Source organism: Streptomyces resistomycificus, assembly GCF_001514265.1.
Lineage (GTDB): Bacteria > Actinomycetota > Actinomycetes > Streptomycetales > Streptomycetaceae > Streptomyces > Streptomyces resistomycificus.
Genome location: NZ_KQ948999.1, coordinates 178,214 through 194,070, shown reverse-complemented (window position 1 = coordinate 194,070; position 15,857 = coordinate 178,214). Strand labels below are relative to the sequence as shown.

Genomic DNA, 15,857 nt, shown 5'->3' with positions numbered 1-15,857 from the left:
GGCAAAGGGGTCGCAAAGCGTCAATGGGTCGGGCGGGTTTGGTGGTTCGCCTTCTACGGCACACTCGATCGCATGCGTACTGCGTACAGCGTGGAGACGGTCAGGACAGCCGAGCGGGAGCTGATGGCACGGCTCCCGGACGGGACGTTGATGCAGCGGGCGGCGGCCGGACTCGCCGCCGCCTGCGCGGACCTGCTGGGGCGGGTGTACGGCAGCCGGGTCGTGCTGCTGGTCGGCAGCGGCGACAACGGCGGCGACGCGCTGTACGCCGGGGCACGGCTGGCGCGACGGGGAGCGGGAGTCACGGCCGTGCTGCTCGCACCCGACCGAGCGCATGCCGGGGGACTGGCGGCGCTGCGGCGGGCGGGTGGGCGTACGGCTGCTCCGGCCGCCGGCGCCGAACTCGTCGCCCGGGCCGATCTGGTGGTCGACGGGATCGTCGGCATCGGAGGGAAGGGCGGACTGCGGCCGGACGCCGTGCCGCTTGCCGAGGCCGCCCGGCGGTCCCGGGCCGCGGTCGTCGCCGTCGACCTGCCGAGCGGGGTCGACGCCGACACGGGCGAGGTGCACGGGGTCGCCGTGCGGGCCGACCTGACGGTCACCTTCGGGACGCACAAGCCGGGACTGCTGGTCGATCCGGGGCGGGAGTACGCCGGTTCGGTGCGGCTCGTCGACATCGGGCTGGCGTTGCCCGGGGAGCCCGCGCTGGAGGCGTTGCAGCACGCGGATGTGGCGAGGTTGTTGCCGGTGCCGGGGGCGGAGAGCGACAAGTACCGGCGGGGGGTGGTCGGGATCGCTGCCGGGTCCGCGCGCTACCCGGGGGCGGCTGTGCTCGCCGTCTCGGGTGCGTTGCGGGGCGGGGCGGGGGCCGTGCGGTACGTCGGGCCGGCGGCGGACGCGGTGATCGCCCGCTTTCCCGAGACGCTCGTGTCGGACGGGGGGCCGCGGAAGGCGGGGCGGGTGCAGGCGTGGGTCGTGGGGCCGGGGGCGGGGGACGACGCGTCGACGGTGGCGGAGGTGCTGGCGGCCGAGGTGCCCGTCCTGATCGACGCGGACGGGCTGCGGTTGGCGGACGCGGAGGCCGTGCGGGGGCGGAGTGCGCCGACACTGATGACACCGCATGCCGGGGAGGCGGCGGCGCTGCTCGGGGTGGCGCGGGAGGAGGTCGAGAGGGCTCGGCTGGCTGCGGTGCGGGAGTTGGCGGGGCGGTATGGGGCGGCCGTGCTGTTGAAGGGGTCGACGACGTTGGTGGCGGGGGCCGGAGGGGGTGGGGAGGTGCGGGTGAACGCGACGGGGACGTCCTGGCTGGCGACGGCCGGGAGCGGGGACGTGCTGTCCGGGCTGGCGGGGTCCTTGCTGGCGGCGGGGCTTTCGGCGGTGGACGCGGGGAGTGCGGGGGCGTATCTGCACGGGCTGGCGGGGCGGTATGCGGCGGGTGGGGCGCCGGTGGGGGCGCATGATGTGGCGGCGGCTGTGCCGGAGGCTTGGCGGGATGTCGTGCGGGGGTGAAGGGGTGGGATGGGTACCGGGGTGGGCGCCGGGAGTTTCCTCGCCCCCGCCGCCCCTACCCGTCCCATCCCAAGGGGCTCCGCCCCTAGGACCCCGCTGGGGGCTGCGCCCCTAGGAACCCCGCCGGGGGCTCGCCCCTGGACCCCGGCGGGGACTGTGTCCCCTTCGCCCCTTGTGGGGGGTGCGTCCGTGCAGTCCGGGGCGGGCTGCGCCCTTTGGCCGCGCCGGGGCTGCGTCCCTGGGCTCCGGCGGGGGCTGCGTCCCCTGCGCCCCTTGTGGGGGTGCGTCCGTGCAGTCCGGCGGGGCGGTGCCCCGTACTGCACGCGGAGGCTGCGTCACCTGCGCCCCTCGCGGGGCCGCTCCCGTGCAAGCCGACGGGGCTACGCCCGTGCGGCCCGACGAGGGCTCCGCCCTGGCACCCGGGTGGGGATCGCGCCCCTCTGAAGCCTGGCTGGGACTACGTCCCGTGCGGCCCGACGAGGGGCTCCGCCCTGGCACCCGGGTGGGACCCACGCCCCCGAACCCTGCCGCGGACCGCGCCCCCGCGACGCCCCCCCCAGCCGGAGGTGCTCGGCAATAAGGGTGACCCCGCCGCGCGGCAGCGCCTTTGTGGCGAGGGGGCGCGTTTGTCTGACCGTGTGATCAGCAGACGTGTCGCCGCCAGATGTGTTGCCGCGCTCCTTGTCGCCACCAGCGTGAGCGCCCTCCCGGTGTCCCCGGCCCCGGCATCCGCAGTCCCCGTGCCGCCGGCGCCGGCCCCGGAGGCCGCGCCCGTGCCCGAGGCCCAGTTGGTGCCCGGGTTGGTGAGCAGGCCCTATCGGCCTGTCGTGATCGACACCCCCGACCAGGCCCTGCCGCCGGAGGTGTACGTGCCCAGTGCCGAGGAGGACGCGGTGGAGCCGCGGGGGGCCTCGGCGGGGGCGTACGCGTGGGTGGAGTACGTGCCGTTGGGGGATGTCGTCGCGCGGGTGGCGTGCACCCGGTCGGTGGGGCCGTACCAGCGGCAGGTGGAGCGGTGGCTGAAGCTGAAGGTGGACGGGAAGCAGTCGGCGGGCGACTGCAAGGCGATCCGGGCCTTCCAGGTGAAGCAGAAGATCAAGCCGGCGATCGGGTTCGCCGGACCGGTCACCTGGGCGCGGATGCAGCTCATCTCCGCGAAGGCGGACCCGAACGCGGCCGGGAAGTGCCCCGTACGGTCGTATCGGGTCGCCTGTGTCGATCTCAGCCGGCAGCTGACCTGGGTCCAGAAAGGGAGCAAGGTCGTGTTCGGGCCGGTGCCCATGCGCAGCGGACGCGCCGGGTACCGGACCAGGGCCGGGTGGCACACCGTCTACTGGCGGCACAAGAACCACGTGTCGACGCTCTACGACCAGCCCATGCCGTACTCCCAGTTCTTCAGCGGCGGCCAGGCCTTCCACGCCGTCTACGGCAGCATCTTCACCACGGTCGGCTCGATGGGCTGCGTCAATCTGCGCCTCGCCGACGCCCGCACCCTGTGGGGCGTGCTGAAGAAGAACGACCGGGTGTACGTGTGGGGGCGCAGGCCCGGGACCTAGGCGTCCGCCGGTCCCGTCGGACCCCTCTGAGACACTGGGGGCGCGATGACTGAGAGAGCAACTGCCCCGACCACACCGCTGCGTGCCCGCGCCGAGGTCGACCTGGCCGCGCTGCGGGCCAACGTGCGGACCCTGCGCGCCCGCGCGTCGGGGGCGGCCGTCATGGCCGTGGTGAAGTCCGACGCGTACGGGCACGGGGCGGTGCCCTGTGCCCGCGCGGCCGTCGAGGCGGGGGCGACCTGGCTGGGCACGGCCACGCCCGAGGAGGCTTTCGCGCTGCGCGCCGCCGGGCTGGACGGGCGGGTCATGTGCTGGCTCTGGACGCCCGGCGGGCCCTGGCGGGAGGCGATCGACGCCGGTCTGGACCTGGGCGTCAGCGGGATGTGGGCCCTGCGCGAAATCGTCGAGGCGGCCCGCGGAGCCCGTGCGCCCGCGCGCGTGCAGCTCAAGGCCGACACCGGTCTGGGGCGCAACGGGTGCCAGCCGGGCGAGGACTGGGCCGCACTGGTCGCCGAGGCGCTGCGCGCCGAGGCCGACGGGCTCGTCCGGGTCACCGGCCTGTGGTCGCACTTCGCCTGCGCCGACGAGCCCGGCCATCCCTCCATCGCCGCCCAGCTCACCCTCTTCCGGGAGATGGTGGCGTACGCGGAGGGCCGGGGCGTGCGTCCCGAGGTGCGGCACATCGCGAACTCGCCGGCCACCCTCACCCTCCCCGAGTCCCACTTCGACCTGGTCCGCACGGGCATCGCGGTCTACGGGATCTCCCCGAGCCCCGAGGTCGGCAGCTCGGCGGAGCTCGGGCTGCGTCCGGTGATGACGCTCTCCGCGTCCGTCGCGCTCGTGAAGCACGTGCCCGGCGGCCACGGCGTCGGTTACGGGCATCACTACGTCACACCGGGCGCGACCACCCTCGGCCTCGTGCCCGTCGGCTACGCGGACGGCATCCCGCGGCACGCCTCCGGGACCGGACCGGTGCTGGTCGACGGCAAGTGGCGCACGGTCGCCGGACGGGTGGCGATGGACCAGTTCGTCGTCGACCTCGGGGGCGACGAGCCCGAGGCGGGCACGCGGGCCGTGCTCTTCGGACCGGGCGAGGGCGGCGAGCCCACCGCAGAGGACTGGGCCCAGGCCGCGGGAACCATCGCCTACGAGATCGTCACCCGGATCGGAACGCGCGTGCCACGCGTCCATGTGAACGAGGCACCAGCCGGGTAAGCGCACAGAGCGCGGAAGAACGGCAAGCCCTGCACCAGTAGGCACCACCTGCATCACCTGTATCACCCGACCCAGCGAACGACAGTCCGGCGAAGAGGAGCGGTACGTGAGCGAGAGCAGTGCGGAGGTCGTCGTCGACGCCGCCGCGGCCGTCGCCTCCGCCACGGGGGCGGCCGCCGGCTGGCGCCGGGCGACCGGCTTCGCGGGCGCGGCGATAGGGGTGGTCGCCGCGGGCGCGGCGGCCGGCGTCGCCGTCGAACGGCTCACCGTCGGGCGCGGGATGCGCAAGAAGGCCCGGCTCGCCCTGGACTCGACCGGACCGTACGGCGCTTTGCGCGGCACACCCGGCAGGGCGTACGCCGACGACGGCACCGAGCTGTACTACGAGGTCGACGACGTCGAGCCGGAGGGCGGGTCGGCACCGCGCCGGCGCAGGCTCTTCGGCCGCAAGGCACCCGTGCCCGTCACCGTCGTCTTCAGCCACGGCTACTGCCTCAGTCAGGACTCCTGGCACTTCCAGCGCGCCGCCCTGCGGGGCGTCGTACGGACCGTGCACTGGGACCAGCGCAGCCACGGCAGGTCCGCGCGCGGACTGGCCCAGATACAGGAGGGCGTGCCGGTCACCATCGAGCAGCTCGGCCGTGACCTGAAGGCCGTCATCGACGCGGCGGCGCCGGACGGCCCGATCGTGCTGGTCGGGCACTCCATGGGCGGCATGACCGTCATGGCCCTCGCCGACGCGTACCCCGAGCTGATCCGTGACCGGGTGGTGGCGGTGGCCCTGGTCGGCACGTCCTCGGGGCGGCTCGGCGAGGTCAACTTCGGGCTCCCCGTCGCCGGCGTCAACGCCGTGCGGCGGGTGCTGCCGGGCGTGCTGAAGGCGCTGGGGCAGCAGGCCGCCCTGGTGGAGAAGGGGCGCCGGGCCACCGCCGACCTGTTCGCCGGGGTGATCAAGCGGTACTCCTTCGCGTCCCGGGACGTCGACCCGGCCGTCGCCCGGTTCGCCGAGCGGATGATCGAGGGCACGCCCATCGACGTGGTCGCCGAGTACTACCCGGCGTTCAACGACCACGACAAGACCGAGGCCCTCGCCCACTTCGCGGGCCTGCCGGTGCTCGTGCTGGCCGGGGTGGGGGACCTCGTCACGCCCAGCGAGCACAGTGAGGCCATCGCCGACCTGCTGCCGGAGGCCGAGCTGGTGCTGGTGCCGGACGCCGGGCACCTGGTGATGCTGGAACACCCGGAAGCGGTCACCGACCGGCTCGCGGACCTGCTCACCCGCGCGGGAGCCGTGCCGGCAGGGGCTACCGTGGATGGCTATGGAAGCACCAGCAGCGCCGCACGACCCGGCTGACACCGAGCTCACCGTCACCTCCCCGGACCAGATGCGGGAGTTGGGCCGCCGCCTGGCCAAACTGCTGCGGGCCGGCGACCTCGTGATGCTCACCGGCGAACTCGGCGCGGGCAAGACGACGCTGACCCGCGGCCTCGGCGAGGGGCTCGGGGTCCGGGGGGCCGTGACGTCCCCGACCTTCGTGATCGCCCGCGTGCACCCGCCCCTCGGGGACGGACCGCCGCTCGTCCACGTCGACGCGTACCGCCTGGGCGGCGGCCTCGACGAGATGGAGGACCTCGACCTCGACGTCTCGCTGCCCGAGTCGGTGATCGTCGTGGAGTGGGGCGAGGGCAAGGTCGAGGAGCTGACCGACGACCGGCTGGCGGTCGTCATCCACCGGGCCGTGGGCGACACCACGGACGAGGTGCGGCACGTGACGCTGACCGGCCTGGGGGAGCGGTGGGCGACGGTGGATCTGAGCGTGCTGTCCGCGTGACGGCGTGAGGGTCCGCCGGGAAAGATGAACGTTCCGACAAGACGTCGGCAAGATGTTGCGTTGGGTGTGTCGGGCGTGGTCACATGGTATCCAATGCGTAGTTAGGTCTGCCTAACTACGTCCGCCCCCGAACTCCAGGAGGCGTCCATGCCGGTCACCGAGAGCACGCCACAGCCGCAGCGGCCGCACGCGATCGTCGCCGGGGTGTCCATGCGCGACCTGCTGGCGTCGTGCGCCGCGGCGAGCGCGGTCTCGACCCCGCCGCGGCTGCCCGACCCCGGGACGGCCGGCCGCCCGCCCGCCGAGCACCGGAACGCGGCGTAGCACGGCGTAGCGCGGTCGGCGAGCTGCCGGGGCTGCGGCCGGTGCGGGGCCGGGTGCTAGCCCCTAACGGGTGACGACGACCTTCTCGCCGATCGTCGCGAAGGTCCACATCGCGTCGCCGTCCGGCCGGGTCTCGCGGATGCCGCCCGTCTTGACCGTGGGGTCGGTGACCGGCCTGGAGCCGTCCACCGCCGCGCTGAAGCCGACGGCCACGCCTTTGACGTTGGTGAAGCGCACGACGTGCTCGATGGGGGTGCCGTCGGTGCCGGTGACCGAGTTCGAGCGGGACGTCACCCGGTAGGTGCCCGGCGCCGGGTCGACCGAGCCGGGGGTGACCCCGAAGGTGCGGCTGACCCTGCCGTCCTCGTCGACCAGCCACACCCGGTCGTAGTCCAGCGAGTACACGACGCGCTGACCGGTGCCGGAACGGTCGGGCAGCGCGGCGGGGTTCCTCATGGGCAGGGGCGCCTTCGAGGCGTCCCCCGCGGCGGCCCTCGCGGGTGAGCTCCGCACGTCCGGCATGGCGGTATCGGCCGCCGGAACGCCCGCAGCGGCCTGGTAGGCGAGGAAGCCGACCGACGCCAGGGCCGCCGCGGTGAGCCCGGCCACGAATCCGGCGCTGCTGCTTGCCACCGTCGTCCACCTCATCTGCCTTGTGCAGTTCGTCCCACTTTGCCGTGACCGTAGCAGCAGCGGGCCACCCGGCCTGGACGGCCGTGCCCGCGTCGCGGGAGCCGTAGGCTGTTTGCGTGCTCTTGCTCGCTCTGGATACCGCCACCCCCGCCGTGACCGTCGCCCTGCACGACGGCACGGACGTCATCGCCTCGTCGAGCCAGGTGGACGCGCGCCGACACGGTGAGCTGCTGCTGCCGGCCGTCGACCGTGTGCTCACCGAGGCCGGCCTCAAGCTCGACGCCGTCACCGGTGTGGTCGTCGGCACCGGCCCCGGGCCGTACACCGGGCTGCGCGTCGGCCTGATGACCGCGGACACCTTCGGGCTCGCGCTCGGCGTGCCCGTGCACGGCGTGTGCACCCTCGACGGCCTCGCGTACGCGGCCGACGTCGAAAGCGGCCCCTTCGTCGTGGCGACCGACGCCCGGCGCAAGGAGGTCTACTGGGCGACGTACGCCGACTCGCGCACCCGGCTCACCGACCCCGCCGTCGACCGCCCCGCGGACATCGCCGACCGGGTCGCCGGACTGCCGGCCGTCGGCGCGGGTGCGCTGCTCTACCCGGACACCTTCCCGGTCGCGCACGAGCCGGAGAACGTGTCGGCGGCCGCGCTCGCGGCGCTGGCCGCCGAGAGACTGGCCGCGGGCGAGGAACTCCCCGCCCCCCGGCCGCTGTACCTGCGCCGCCCGGACGCCCAGGTCCCCAAGAACTACAAGGTGGTCACCCCCAAGTGACCGAATCGACGACAGTGGTTCCGCGGCTGCGCGAGATGCGCTGGTGGGACATCGACCCCGTGCTCGAACTGGAGCGGGACCTCTTCCCCGAGGACGCCTGGTCGCGGGGCATGTTCTGGTCCGAGCTGGCCCACGCGCGCGGCCCGGGGGCCACCCGGCGGTACGTGGTGGCCCAGGCCGCCGACGGGCGTCTGGTCGGATACGCGGGACTGGCCTCCGCCGGTGACCTGGCCGACGTGCAGACCATCGCCGTCTCCCGCGACCACCAGGGCACCGGGCTCGGCGGACGGCTGCTGACCGAGCTGCTGCGGGCCGCGACCGCCTTCGAGTGCGCTGAGGTGATGCTGGAGTGCCGGGTCGACAACATCCCCGCGCAGAAGCTCTACGCGCGCTTCGGCTTCGAGCCCATCGGTTTCCGGCGCGGCTACTACCAGCCCGGCAACGTGGACGCCCTCGTCATGCGACTGACCGACCCCTCCTCCTCCCTCAACGGCGTACAAGGAACCGAGATCCATGGCTGACGAACCACTCGTCCTCGGCATCGAGACCTCCTGTGACGAGACCGGCGTCGGCATCGTCCGCGGCACCACCCTGCTGGCCGACGCCATCGCCTCCAGCGTCGACGAGCACGCCCGTTTCGGCGGAGTCGTCCCGGAGGTGGCCTCCCGGGCGCACCTCGAGGCGATGGTGCCGACCATCGACCGCGCGCTGAAGGAGGCGGGGGTGAGCGCGAGGGACCTGGACGGCATCGCCGTGACCGCCGGCCCGGGGCTCGCCGGTGCGCTGCTCGTCGGCGTCTCCGCCGCGAAGGCGTACGCCTACGCGCTCGGCAAGCCGCTGTACGGCGTGAACCACCTGGCCTCGCACATCTGTGTGGACCAGCTGGAGCACGGGGCGCTTCCGGAGCCCACGATGGCGCTGCTGGTCAGCGGCGGGCACTCCTCGCTCCTGCTGTCGAGTGACATCACCTCCGACGTACGGCCGATGGGCGCGACCATCGACGACGCGGCCGGCGAGGCCTTCGACAAGATCGCCCGCGTGCTCGACCTCGGCTTCCCGGGCGGCCCGGTCATCGACCGGTACGCGAAGGAGGGCGACCCGTCGGCCATCGCGTTCCCGCGCGGTCTGACCGGGCCGCGCGACGCGGCGTACGACTTCTCCTTCTCGGGGCTGAAGACGGCCGTGGCCCGCTGGATCGAGGCGAAGCGGGCGGCGGGGGAGGAGGTGCCGGTGCGTGACGTGGCGGCCTCCTTCCAGGAGGCGGTCGTGGACGTGCTGACCCGGAAGGCGGTGCGGGCCTGCAAGGACGAGGGCGTCGACCACCTGATGATCGGCGGCGGCGTGGCCGCCAACTCGCGGCTGCGGGTGCTGGCCCAGGAGCGCTGCGAGGCGGCCGGGATCCGGCTGCGGGTGCCGCGGCCCAAGCTGTGCACCGACAACGGGGCGATGGTCGCGGCGCTGGGCGCGGAGATGGTCGCCCGCAACCGGCCGGCGTCCGGCTGGGACCTGTCGGCGGACTCCTCGCTGCCGGTGACCGAACCCCATGTCCCCGGACACGACCACGTCCACGAGGTCAGCGACGGGAACCTCTACCCGTGACGGTCGCGTTGATGTGGGAGGCACGGGCGGCCGACGGGCGCGGCGGCGAACTGCTGGCCTGGGCGCGGGCGCAGCGGCTGCCCGGTACGCCACTGCGCCGGGAGACGCTCCGGGCGCCGGGCGACAGGGTGCTCGTGATCACCTGGTGGAACGCTGCCTACGACGCCGAACTGCCCGAACTGCCGGAGCCGGAAGCCGAGTTGGTCACGCGGGCGGTGCATCGGTGGCGGTTCGAGTCGGTGGGGGAGGGCTGACCCTCCCCCACCCACCACGCCCCCCGTCCCGCGGTGCCGGAGTCACCCCGCCTCCGACACCTCCGCCTCGCAGCGGAGCCTGCGGTCCGGCCCCAGCACCCGCACCGGCCCCGTGAGGGTCAGCCCGGCGGTGTGCCGTACGTCCGCGCTGGATGCCGCCAGCCGTAGTTCCAGCGCCCCCGGTTCGACCACCCGTCGGCCGGTGCGGTCGGTGAAGGCCGACAGATCCGTGTGGAAGCGGAAGGTGACCCGGGCGGACCGGCCGGGCTCCAGCTCCAGTCGCCGGTAGCCGATCAGGCGGACGTCCGGGCGGGTGACCGAGGCGACCGGGTCGTGCAGGTACAGCTGGACGACCTCGGCACCGGCGCGGTCGCCCGCGTTGCGGACGGTGACCGACACGTCGTAGGCGCCGTCGGTGTCCGTCTCCGACGCCGGTCCGCCCTCGAAGCCCTCCCACGCGAACCGTGTGTAGGAACGCCCGTGCCCGAACGGGTACAGCGGCGTCGGGTCCAGGTTGCTCACGTCCCCCCGCAGGCCCAGCGGCGGCTGGAGGTACGTCCACGGCTGGCCGCCGGGCACGCGCGGGACGCTCACCGGGAGGCGGCCCGACGGGTTCACGCGGCCCGACAGCACCCCCGCCACCGCGGGTCCGCCCTCCTCCCCCGGGAAGAAGGCCTGGACGACCGCGGCGAGCCGGCCGTCCCAGCGGCCCAGCGCGTAGGGGCGGCCGGTGAGGAGGACGAGGACCACCGGGACGCCGGTCGCCACCAGGGTGTCCAGCAACTTGGCCTGGGCGCCGGGCAGCCGCAGGTCGGTGGCGTCGCAGCCCTCGCCCGAGGTACCACGGCCGAACAGGCCCGCCCGGTCGCCCAGGACGGCCACGCAGACGTCCGCCTCCGCGGTCCGCGCCACGGCCTCCTCGAAGCCCGAGGTGTCCGGGTCCGACACCCCGCAGCCCTCCGCGAACGTCACCTTCGCGTCCGGGAGTTCGGCCCGCAGGGAGTCCAGGAGAGTGGGGATCTCGATGCCCGTCGGCACCTCCGGATGGTGCGTGAGGACGTGGGACGGGAAGGAGTAGCAGCCGAGCATGGCCAGCGCGTCCGCCGCGCGCGGGCCGACCACCGCGATGCGCGTGTCCTGGCTCAGGGGGAGCAGGCCGTCCGGGTTGTCCAGCAGGACCACCGACTCCTCGGCCAGGCGACGGGCCAGCGCGCGGTTGGCCGCCGAGTCGAGATGGACGCGGCCGGCCGGCTCCGGCGTCCAGTCCTCGTCCAGCAGACCCAGTTCGCACTTCTGGAGCAGGACCCGCCGGGCCGCCCGGTCGATCAGGGACTGCGGGACCTCGCCCGCCCGCACCGCCTCCAGCAGCGGTTCGCCGTAGCACTTGAGCGTCGGCAGCTCCACGTCGACGCCCGCCTCCAGCGCCACGCGCGCCGCCTGGGCGGGGTCGCCCGCCACCCGGTGCAGGGTCTGCAGGAAGCCGATGCCGAAGTAGTCGGCGACCACTGTTCCGGTGAAGCCCCACCGCTCGCGCAGCAGCTCGGTCAGCAGGCCCGGATCGGCCGAGGCCGGGACGCCGTCGGTGTCGGTGTACGCCGCCATCACCGAGCGGGCGCCGCCTTCCCGCAGGGCCATCTCGAACGGCGGGAGCGTCACGTCGGCGAACTCGCGGACGCCGGCCCGCACGGGGGCCAGGTTGCGGGCGCCGGCCGAGGAGGCGTACCCGGCGAAGTGCTTGAGCGTGGCGACGATCCCGGCCGACTCCAGGCCCCGGACGTAGGCGGTGGCGACCGTGCCGACGAGGTACGGGTCCTCGCCGATGGTCTCCTCGACCCGGCCCCAGCGCGGGTCCCGCACGACGTCCAGGACCGGGGCGAGGCCCTGGTGGACGCCGACCGAGCGGAGGTCCCGGCCGATGCGCCGGGCCATCTCCTCGACCAGGGCGGGGTCGAAGGTGGCGCCCCAGGCGAGCGGGACCGGATACGCGGTGGCCTGCCAGGCGGTGAAGCCCGCCAGGCACTCCTCGTGCGCGAGGGCGGGGATGCCGAAGCGGCCGGCCTCCGCGATCCTGCGTTGGGCGCGGGCCAGGGCCTGCGCGCCGAGCGTCGGGTCCACGGGGGCCGTGCCGAAGGGGCGGGTGAGCTGGCCCAGGCCGTGGGTGATCAGCTCGTCCCAGTCGAACTCGGCGGTCATTTCGCGCTGGAGGGGGGCGACCTCGCCGCCGTCGGTGGTGGTGGCGCCCACCCACACGCCGTAGAGCTGGGCGGTCTTCTCCTCCAGGGTCATCCGGGCGAGGAGGTCGTCGACGCGGGCGGCGGCGGGCAGGGCGGGGTCACGCCAGGGGGCGGTGGTCATGTAACTCCTGTCGGGGTCGATGGCCCTCTCGCGAATGTTTCGGTGCATAAGTCGAATGTTTTGGGAACCTAGGGCGGTGAGAGGGGTTCGTCAAGAGGTCGCGCAGGGATACGATCGCCGCCATGACACCCCCGGAGCCCGGTGAAACCCGGACGGCAGGACGGTCCCAGCAGACCGCCACGCTTGCCGAGATCGCCCGAGAGGCCGGCGTCTCGGCGCCGACAGTTTCGAAGGTCCTCAACGGACGTGCGGATGTCGCCCCGGCGACCCGCAGCCGTGTGGAGGACCTGCTGCGCGCGCACGGCTATCGGCGCCGGCGCGCGGAGGCGAGCCGTTCGCCGCTGATCGACCTGGTCTTCCACGAGCTGGAGAGCGCCTGGGCGATGGAGGTCATCCGGGGTGTGGAGAACGTGGCCCGGGACGCGGGCCTCAGCGTCGTGCTGAGTGAGAGCGCCGGCCGGCTCACCCCCGGGCGCACCTGGGCCGACCAGGTCGCCGCCCGGCGGCCGCACGGCGTGATCCTCGTGCTGTCCGGGCTCGACGAGTCCCAGCGCGCCCTGCTCAACAGCCGCTCCATCCCGTTCGTGGTGATGGACCCGGCCGGCGACCCGGGCGCCGACGTGCCCTCGATCGGCGCCACCAACTGGCAGGGCGGGCTCGCCGCGACCCGGCACCTCGTCGATCTCGGCCACACCCGCATCGGCGCGATCAGCGGACCGTCCCGGATGATGTGCAGCCGCGCCCGCATCGACGGCTACCGGGCCGCCCTGGAGACCGCCGGCCTGCCGGTCGACCCCGAGCTGATCGTGGCCGGGGACTTCCACCACGAGGCCGGCTACCGGTGCGGCCTGGACCTGCTGCGCCGCCCGGACAGGCCCACCGCCGTCTTCGCCGGCAACGACCTCCAGGCGCTCGGGCTGTACGAGGCCGCGCGCGAGCTGGGGCTCAGGATCCCGGAGGACCTGAGCGTGGTCGGGTTCGACGACCTGCCCGTGGCGCCCTGGGTGGGTCCGCCGCTGACGACCGTACGGCAGCCGCTCATGGAGATGGCCGAGGCGGCCGCGAAGCTGGTCCTCGACCTCGGGCGCGAGGAGGGCACCCCGGCGGCGACCCGGGTGGAGCTCGCGACGAGTCTCGTGGTGCGCAGCAGTACGGCCGTGGCCGGAAGCTGAGGTATTGACGGGTGGGGTGAGCACCCCCACACTCCTCCGAAGTCAATCGGTTGCACAACCGAAACTTTCGGAGGCCCCGCAATGAGAACCTCCAGATCCTCGTTACGTGTACGCCTGACCGCCCTGCTGACAGGCGCGGCCATGACCGGTGCCGCCCTGACCGGCGCCCTGGCGGGCACCGCGCACGCCGCCGACGCCCCACTGCGCGACCTGGCCGCCGCCAAGGGCAAGGTCATGGGCACGGCGGTCACCGGATCCAAGCTCACCGGGACGTACGGCGAGATCGCGGCCCGCGAGTTCAACGCGCTCACCCCGGGCAACGCCATGAAGTGGGGCTCGGTCGAGCCCACCCGGGGCACCTTCGACTGGGCCGAGGCCGACCAGATCGTCGACTTCGCCGAGGCGAGCGGCCAGCAGGTACGCGGCCACACCCTGGTCTGGCACAGCCAGAACCCGAGCTGGCTGACGAACGGCACCTGGACCCCGGCCCAGCTGAGCGGGCTCATGAACGACCACATCGCGCTGGAGGTCGGCCGCTACAAGGGCCGGCTCGCCACCTGGGACGTGGTCAACGAGCCGTTCAACGAGGACGGCACCTACCGTCAGACCCTCTGGTACAACGGCCTCGGTGCCGACTACATCGCCCAGGCGCTGACCGCCGCCCGTGCCGCCGACCCGGCCGCCAAGCTGTACATCAACGACTACAACGTCGAGGGCGTCAACGCGAAGAGCACCGCCCTGTACAACCTGGTCAAGTCCCTGAAGGAGCGCGGTGTCCCGATCGACGGGGTGGGGCTGCAGGCGCACCTCATCCTCGGGCAGGTGCCGTCCACGCTCCAGCAGAACATCCAGCGCTTCGCCGACCTCGGCGTGGACGTGGCGATCACCGAGCTGGACATCCGGATGCAACTGCCGTCCGACAGCACGAAGCTGACCCGGCAGGCCGCCGACTACAAGGCCGTCATGGCCGCCTGCGTGGCGGTGGCGCGGTGCGTCGGCGTCACCGTGTGGGGCTTCACCGACTCCGACTCCTGGATCCCGTCCACCTTCCCGGGGCAGGGCGCGGCGACACCGTACGACGAGAACTACGCGCCGAAACCGGCGTACGCCGCGATCGCCGAGGCCCTCGGCGGCACCACGACACCCCCGACCGGCGCCTGCACGGCGACCTACAGCGTGAGCAGTCAGTGGAACACCGGCTTCACGGGACAGGTGAGGATCGCCTGCTCGGGGGCCGCGCTGTCGTCGTGGAAGGTCGGCTGGACGTTCGGCGCGGGCCAGCAGGTCACCCAGGCCTGGAACGCGACCTGCGCCCAGACGGGCTCCGCGGTCAGCTGTTCCAACGCCTCCTACAACGGGACGGTGCCGGACGGCGGTTCGGTGACCTTCGGGTTCAACGGGTCGTGGAGCGGGAGCAATCCGGTGCCGGTGGTGACGCTGGGGTGAGGCGGTCCTGAGAAAGGTGAGATTTTCCGAAGAAAACCGTCTCCTGCCGCCGTCCCTAACATTCTCCTAATAATCCGCACTTACGTTCCTCCCCGTGACCGGACATGACGAGAACGGCGACGAGGGCAGACGCAGGGGCCGGCGGTCGAGAGCGCTCAAGGCCGCCGGCCTCACCCTCGCGGGCGCACTGGTGCTGGGCACCGCCACGGCGGGCTGGGCCTACTGGCACCTCAACGGCAACATCAAGAGCGTCGACATCAACAACGCGCTCGGCGACGACCGCCCCGCGAAGGCCGTGACGACGCCGGCCCCGTCCGGTTCCGCGACGGCCTCCCCCCTGCCCACCGAGGCCCTGAACATCCTGGTCCTGGGCTCGGACTCGCGCAGCGGCGAGGAGAACCAGGCACTCGGCGGCGGTGACAGCGAGGGAGCCCGCTCCGACACGGCGATGGTGGTGCACCTCGACGCGGGCCGTACCCGGGCGAGGGTGGTCAGCATCCCGCGCGACACGCTCGTCACCCGGCCGTCCTGCCCGCTGTCCTCCGGGAGGTCGACGGCGGTGACGTACGGCGCCATGTTCAACAGCGCCTACTCGGTGGGCGGGGCGGTGTGCGCGGTCAAGACCGTCGAGTCCCTCACCGACGTACGCATGGACCACTACGTCGAGATCGACTTCTCGGGCTTCGCGAAGCTCGTCGACGCGCTCGGCGGCGTCACCGTCACCACCGACGAGGACATCGACGACGCCGACAGCCACCTCGAGCTGAAGGCCGGCACCCACGAGCTGGACGGCGAGCAGGCCCTGGCCCTGGCCCGCACCCGGCACGGCATAGGCGACGGCAGCGACCTGGGCCGGATCGGCCTCCAGCAGAAGCTGGTGAAGGCGCTGCTGGAACAGATCTCCTCGACCGACCTGCTCTCCGACCCCGCCAGGCTGTACCGGGTCGCCGACGCGGTCACCGGCAGCCTCACCACCGACACCGGCCTCGACTCCCTGACCGAGCTGACGCGCCTCGGCGAGAGCCTCAAGGGCCTGTCGGCGGACCAGGTGGAGACGGTCACGATGCCGGTGGTGACCGCCCCCTCGAACCCGAACCGGGTGGTGGCCGACGAGCCCGAGGCGAGCGAGCTGTGGGAGACGCTGCGCTGAGCCACGGGGGCGGCGCCCCGGTGAGCGCCGGCCCGTCCG

The 15,857-nt window shown here is 73.5% G+C and carries 15 protein-coding genes; 13 read left to right on the top strand and 2 right to left on the bottom strand.

From position 1 onward, the window contains the following. The first annotated feature begins 72 nt into the window (after nucleotides 1-72). The 6 genes from AQJ84_RS31165 (at nucleotide 73) to AQJ84_RS43630 (ending at nucleotide 6,436) form a co-directional block, all read left to right on the top strand. Complete coding sequence (locus AQJ84_RS31165) at nucleotides 73-1,509, top strand: NAD(P)H-hydrate dehydratase (protein WP_059198889.1); 1,437 nt, start codon at nucleotides 73-75, stop codon at nucleotides 1,507-1,509. Nucleotides 1,510-2,204: 695 nt separating this feature from the next. Beyond that, nucleotides 2,205-3,065, top strand: coding sequence for a L,D-transpeptidase family protein (locus tag AQJ84_RS31160; protein ID WP_078632447.1), 861 nt, complete (start codon nucleotides 2,205-2,207; stop codon nucleotides 3,063-3,065). A gap of 45 nt (nucleotides 3,066-3,110) precedes the next feature. After that, entirely contained in the window at nucleotides 3,111-4,280 is a 1,170-nt protein-coding gene (gene alr, locus AQJ84_RS31155; RefSeq protein ID WP_030045262.1) for an alanine racemase, read from the top strand. A gap of 106 nt (nucleotides 4,281-4,386) precedes the next feature. Continuing rightward, on the top strand, nucleotides 4,387-5,634 hold the full coding sequence (locus AQJ84_RS31150; RefSeq protein ID WP_030045261.1) for an alpha/beta fold hydrolase: 1,248 nt from the start codon (nucleotides 4,387-4,389) through the stop codon (nucleotides 5,632-5,634). Beyond that, nucleotides 5,600-6,112, top strand: a complete 513-nt coding sequence (gene tsaE / locus AQJ84_RS31145; RefSeq protein ID WP_030045260.1) for a tRNA (adenosine(37)-N6)-threonylcarbamoyltransferase complex ATPase subunit type 1 TsaE — start codon at nucleotides 5,600-5,602, stop codon at nucleotides 6,110-6,112. The genes AQJ84_RS31150 and tsaE overlap by 35 nt, the downstream gene beginning before the upstream one ends. Before the next feature lie 147 nt (nucleotides 6,113-6,259). Further along, entirely contained in the window at nucleotides 6,260-6,436 is a 177-nt protein-coding gene (locus AQJ84_RS43630; protein WP_164873217.1) for a hypothetical protein, read from the top strand. Nucleotides 6,437-6,499: 63 nt separating this feature from the next. Here the strand turns inward: AQJ84_RS43630 and AQJ84_RS31140 are convergent, their stop codons facing one another. Next, nucleotides 6,500-7,069 carry a hypothetical protein gene (locus AQJ84_RS31140; RefSeq protein ID WP_030045259.1) on the bottom strand — a complete coding sequence of 190 codons (570 nt, stop codon included), beginning with the start codon at nucleotides 7,067-7,069 and terminating at the stop codon, nucleotides 6,500-6,502. Nucleotides 7,070-7,185: 116 nt separating this feature from the next. Between AQJ84_RS31140 and tsaB the strand changes: the two genes are divergently transcribed. The 4 genes from tsaB to AQJ84_RS31120 are packed head-to-tail and all read left to right on the top strand — an operon-like array spanning nucleotide 7,186 to nucleotide 9,695. Beyond that, nucleotides 7,186-7,842, top strand: coding sequence for a tRNA (adenosine(37)-N6)-threonylcarbamoyltransferase complex dimerization subunit type 1 TsaB (gene tsaB / locus AQJ84_RS31135; RefSeq protein ID WP_053192621.1), 657 nt, complete (start codon nucleotides 7,186-7,188; stop codon nucleotides 7,840-7,842). Between the two features lie 35 nt (nucleotides 7,843-7,877). Continuing rightward, nucleotides 7,878-8,363, top strand: a complete 486-nt coding sequence (gene rimI / locus AQJ84_RS31130) for a ribosomal protein S18-alanine N-acetyltransferase (RefSeq protein WP_030045257.1) — start codon at nucleotides 7,878-7,880, stop codon at nucleotides 8,361-8,363. Further along, nucleotides 8,356-9,441 (top strand): tRNA (adenosine(37)-N6)-threonylcarbamoyltransferase complex transferase subunit TsaD, encoded by a 1,086-nt coding sequence (gene tsaD, locus AQJ84_RS31125; protein WP_030045255.1) that lies wholly within the window; start codon nucleotides 8,356-8,358, stop codon nucleotides 9,439-9,441. The genes rimI and tsaD overlap by 8 nt, the downstream gene beginning before the upstream one ends. After that, nucleotides 9,438-9,695: a hypothetical protein gene (locus tag AQJ84_RS31120; RefSeq protein ID WP_030045254.1), complete on the top strand. Its 258-nt coding sequence runs from the start codon at nucleotides 9,438-9,440 to the stop codon at nucleotides 9,693-9,695. Before tsaD ends, AQJ84_RS31120 begins: the two co-directional genes overlap by 4 nt. 42 nt (nucleotides 9,696-9,737) lie before the next feature. On the opposite strand, the gene AQJ84_RS31115 is transcribed toward AQJ84_RS31120, so the two are convergent. Then, a complete protein-coding gene (locus AQJ84_RS31115; RefSeq protein ID WP_053192623.1) occupies nucleotides 9,738-12,050 on the bottom strand; it encodes a beta-xylosidase/alpha-l-arabinosidase in 2,313 nt (770 codons plus the stop codon). A 122-nt stretch (nucleotides 12,051-12,172) separates the two neighbouring features. Between AQJ84_RS31115 and AQJ84_RS31110 the strand changes: the two genes are divergently transcribed. The 3 genes from AQJ84_RS31110 to AQJ84_RS31100 all read left to right on the top strand — a co-directional run bounded on the left by AQJ84_RS31110 (nucleotide 12,173) and on the right by AQJ84_RS31100 (nucleotide 15,818). Continuing rightward, a complete protein-coding gene (locus AQJ84_RS31110; protein WP_053192625.1) occupies nucleotides 12,173-13,222 on the top strand; it encodes a LacI family DNA-binding transcriptional regulator in 1,050 nt (349 codons plus the stop codon). 81 nt (nucleotides 13,223-13,303) lie between these two features. Then, nucleotides 13,304-14,668, top strand: coding sequence for an endo-1,4-beta-xylanase (locus tag AQJ84_RS31105; protein ID WP_030045249.1), 1,365 nt, complete (start codon nucleotides 13,304-13,306; stop codon nucleotides 14,666-14,668). A gap of 94 nt (nucleotides 14,669-14,762) precedes the next feature. Continuing rightward, nucleotides 14,763-15,818 (top strand): LCP family protein, encoded by a 1,056-nt coding sequence (locus AQJ84_RS31100; protein WP_030045247.1) that lies wholly within the window; start codon nucleotides 14,763-14,765, stop codon nucleotides 15,816-15,818. The last annotated feature ends 39 nt before the right edge of the window (nucleotides 15,819-15,857 follow it).

Coding starts and splice junctions, on each gene's coding strand:
- AQJ84_RS31165 (WP_059198889.1), top strand. CDS start 73: ATGCGTACTGCGTACAGCGTGGAGACGGTCAGGACAGCCGAGCGGGAG.
- alr (WP_030045262.1), top strand. CDS start 3,111: ATGACTGAGAGAGCAACTGCCCCGACCACACCGCTGCGTGCCCGCGCC.
- tsaE (WP_030045260.1), top strand. CDS start 5,600: ATGGAAGCACCAGCAGCGCCGCACGACCCGGCTGACACCGAGCTCACC.
- AQJ84_RS43630 (WP_164873217.1), top strand. CDS start 6,260: ATGCCGGTCACCGAGAGCACGCCACAGCCGCAGCGGCCGCACGCGATC.
- rimI (WP_030045257.1), top strand. CDS start 7,878: ATGCGCTGGTGGGACATCGACCCCGTGCTCGAACTGGAGCGGGACCTC.
- tsaD (WP_030045255.1), top strand. CDS start 8,356: ATGGCTGACGAACCACTCGTCCTCGGCATCGAGACCTCCTGTGACGAG.
- AQJ84_RS31115 (WP_053192623.1), bottom strand. CDS start 12,050: ATGACCACCGCCCCCTGGCGTGACCCCGCCCTGCCCGCCGCCGCCCGC.
- AQJ84_RS31110 (WP_053192625.1), top strand. CDS start 12,173: ATGACACCCCCGGAGCCCGGTGAAACCCGGACGGCAGGACGGTCCCAG.
- AQJ84_RS31105 (WP_030045249.1), top strand. CDS start 13,304: ATGAGAACCTCCAGATCCTCGTTACGTGTACGCCTGACCGCCCTGCTG.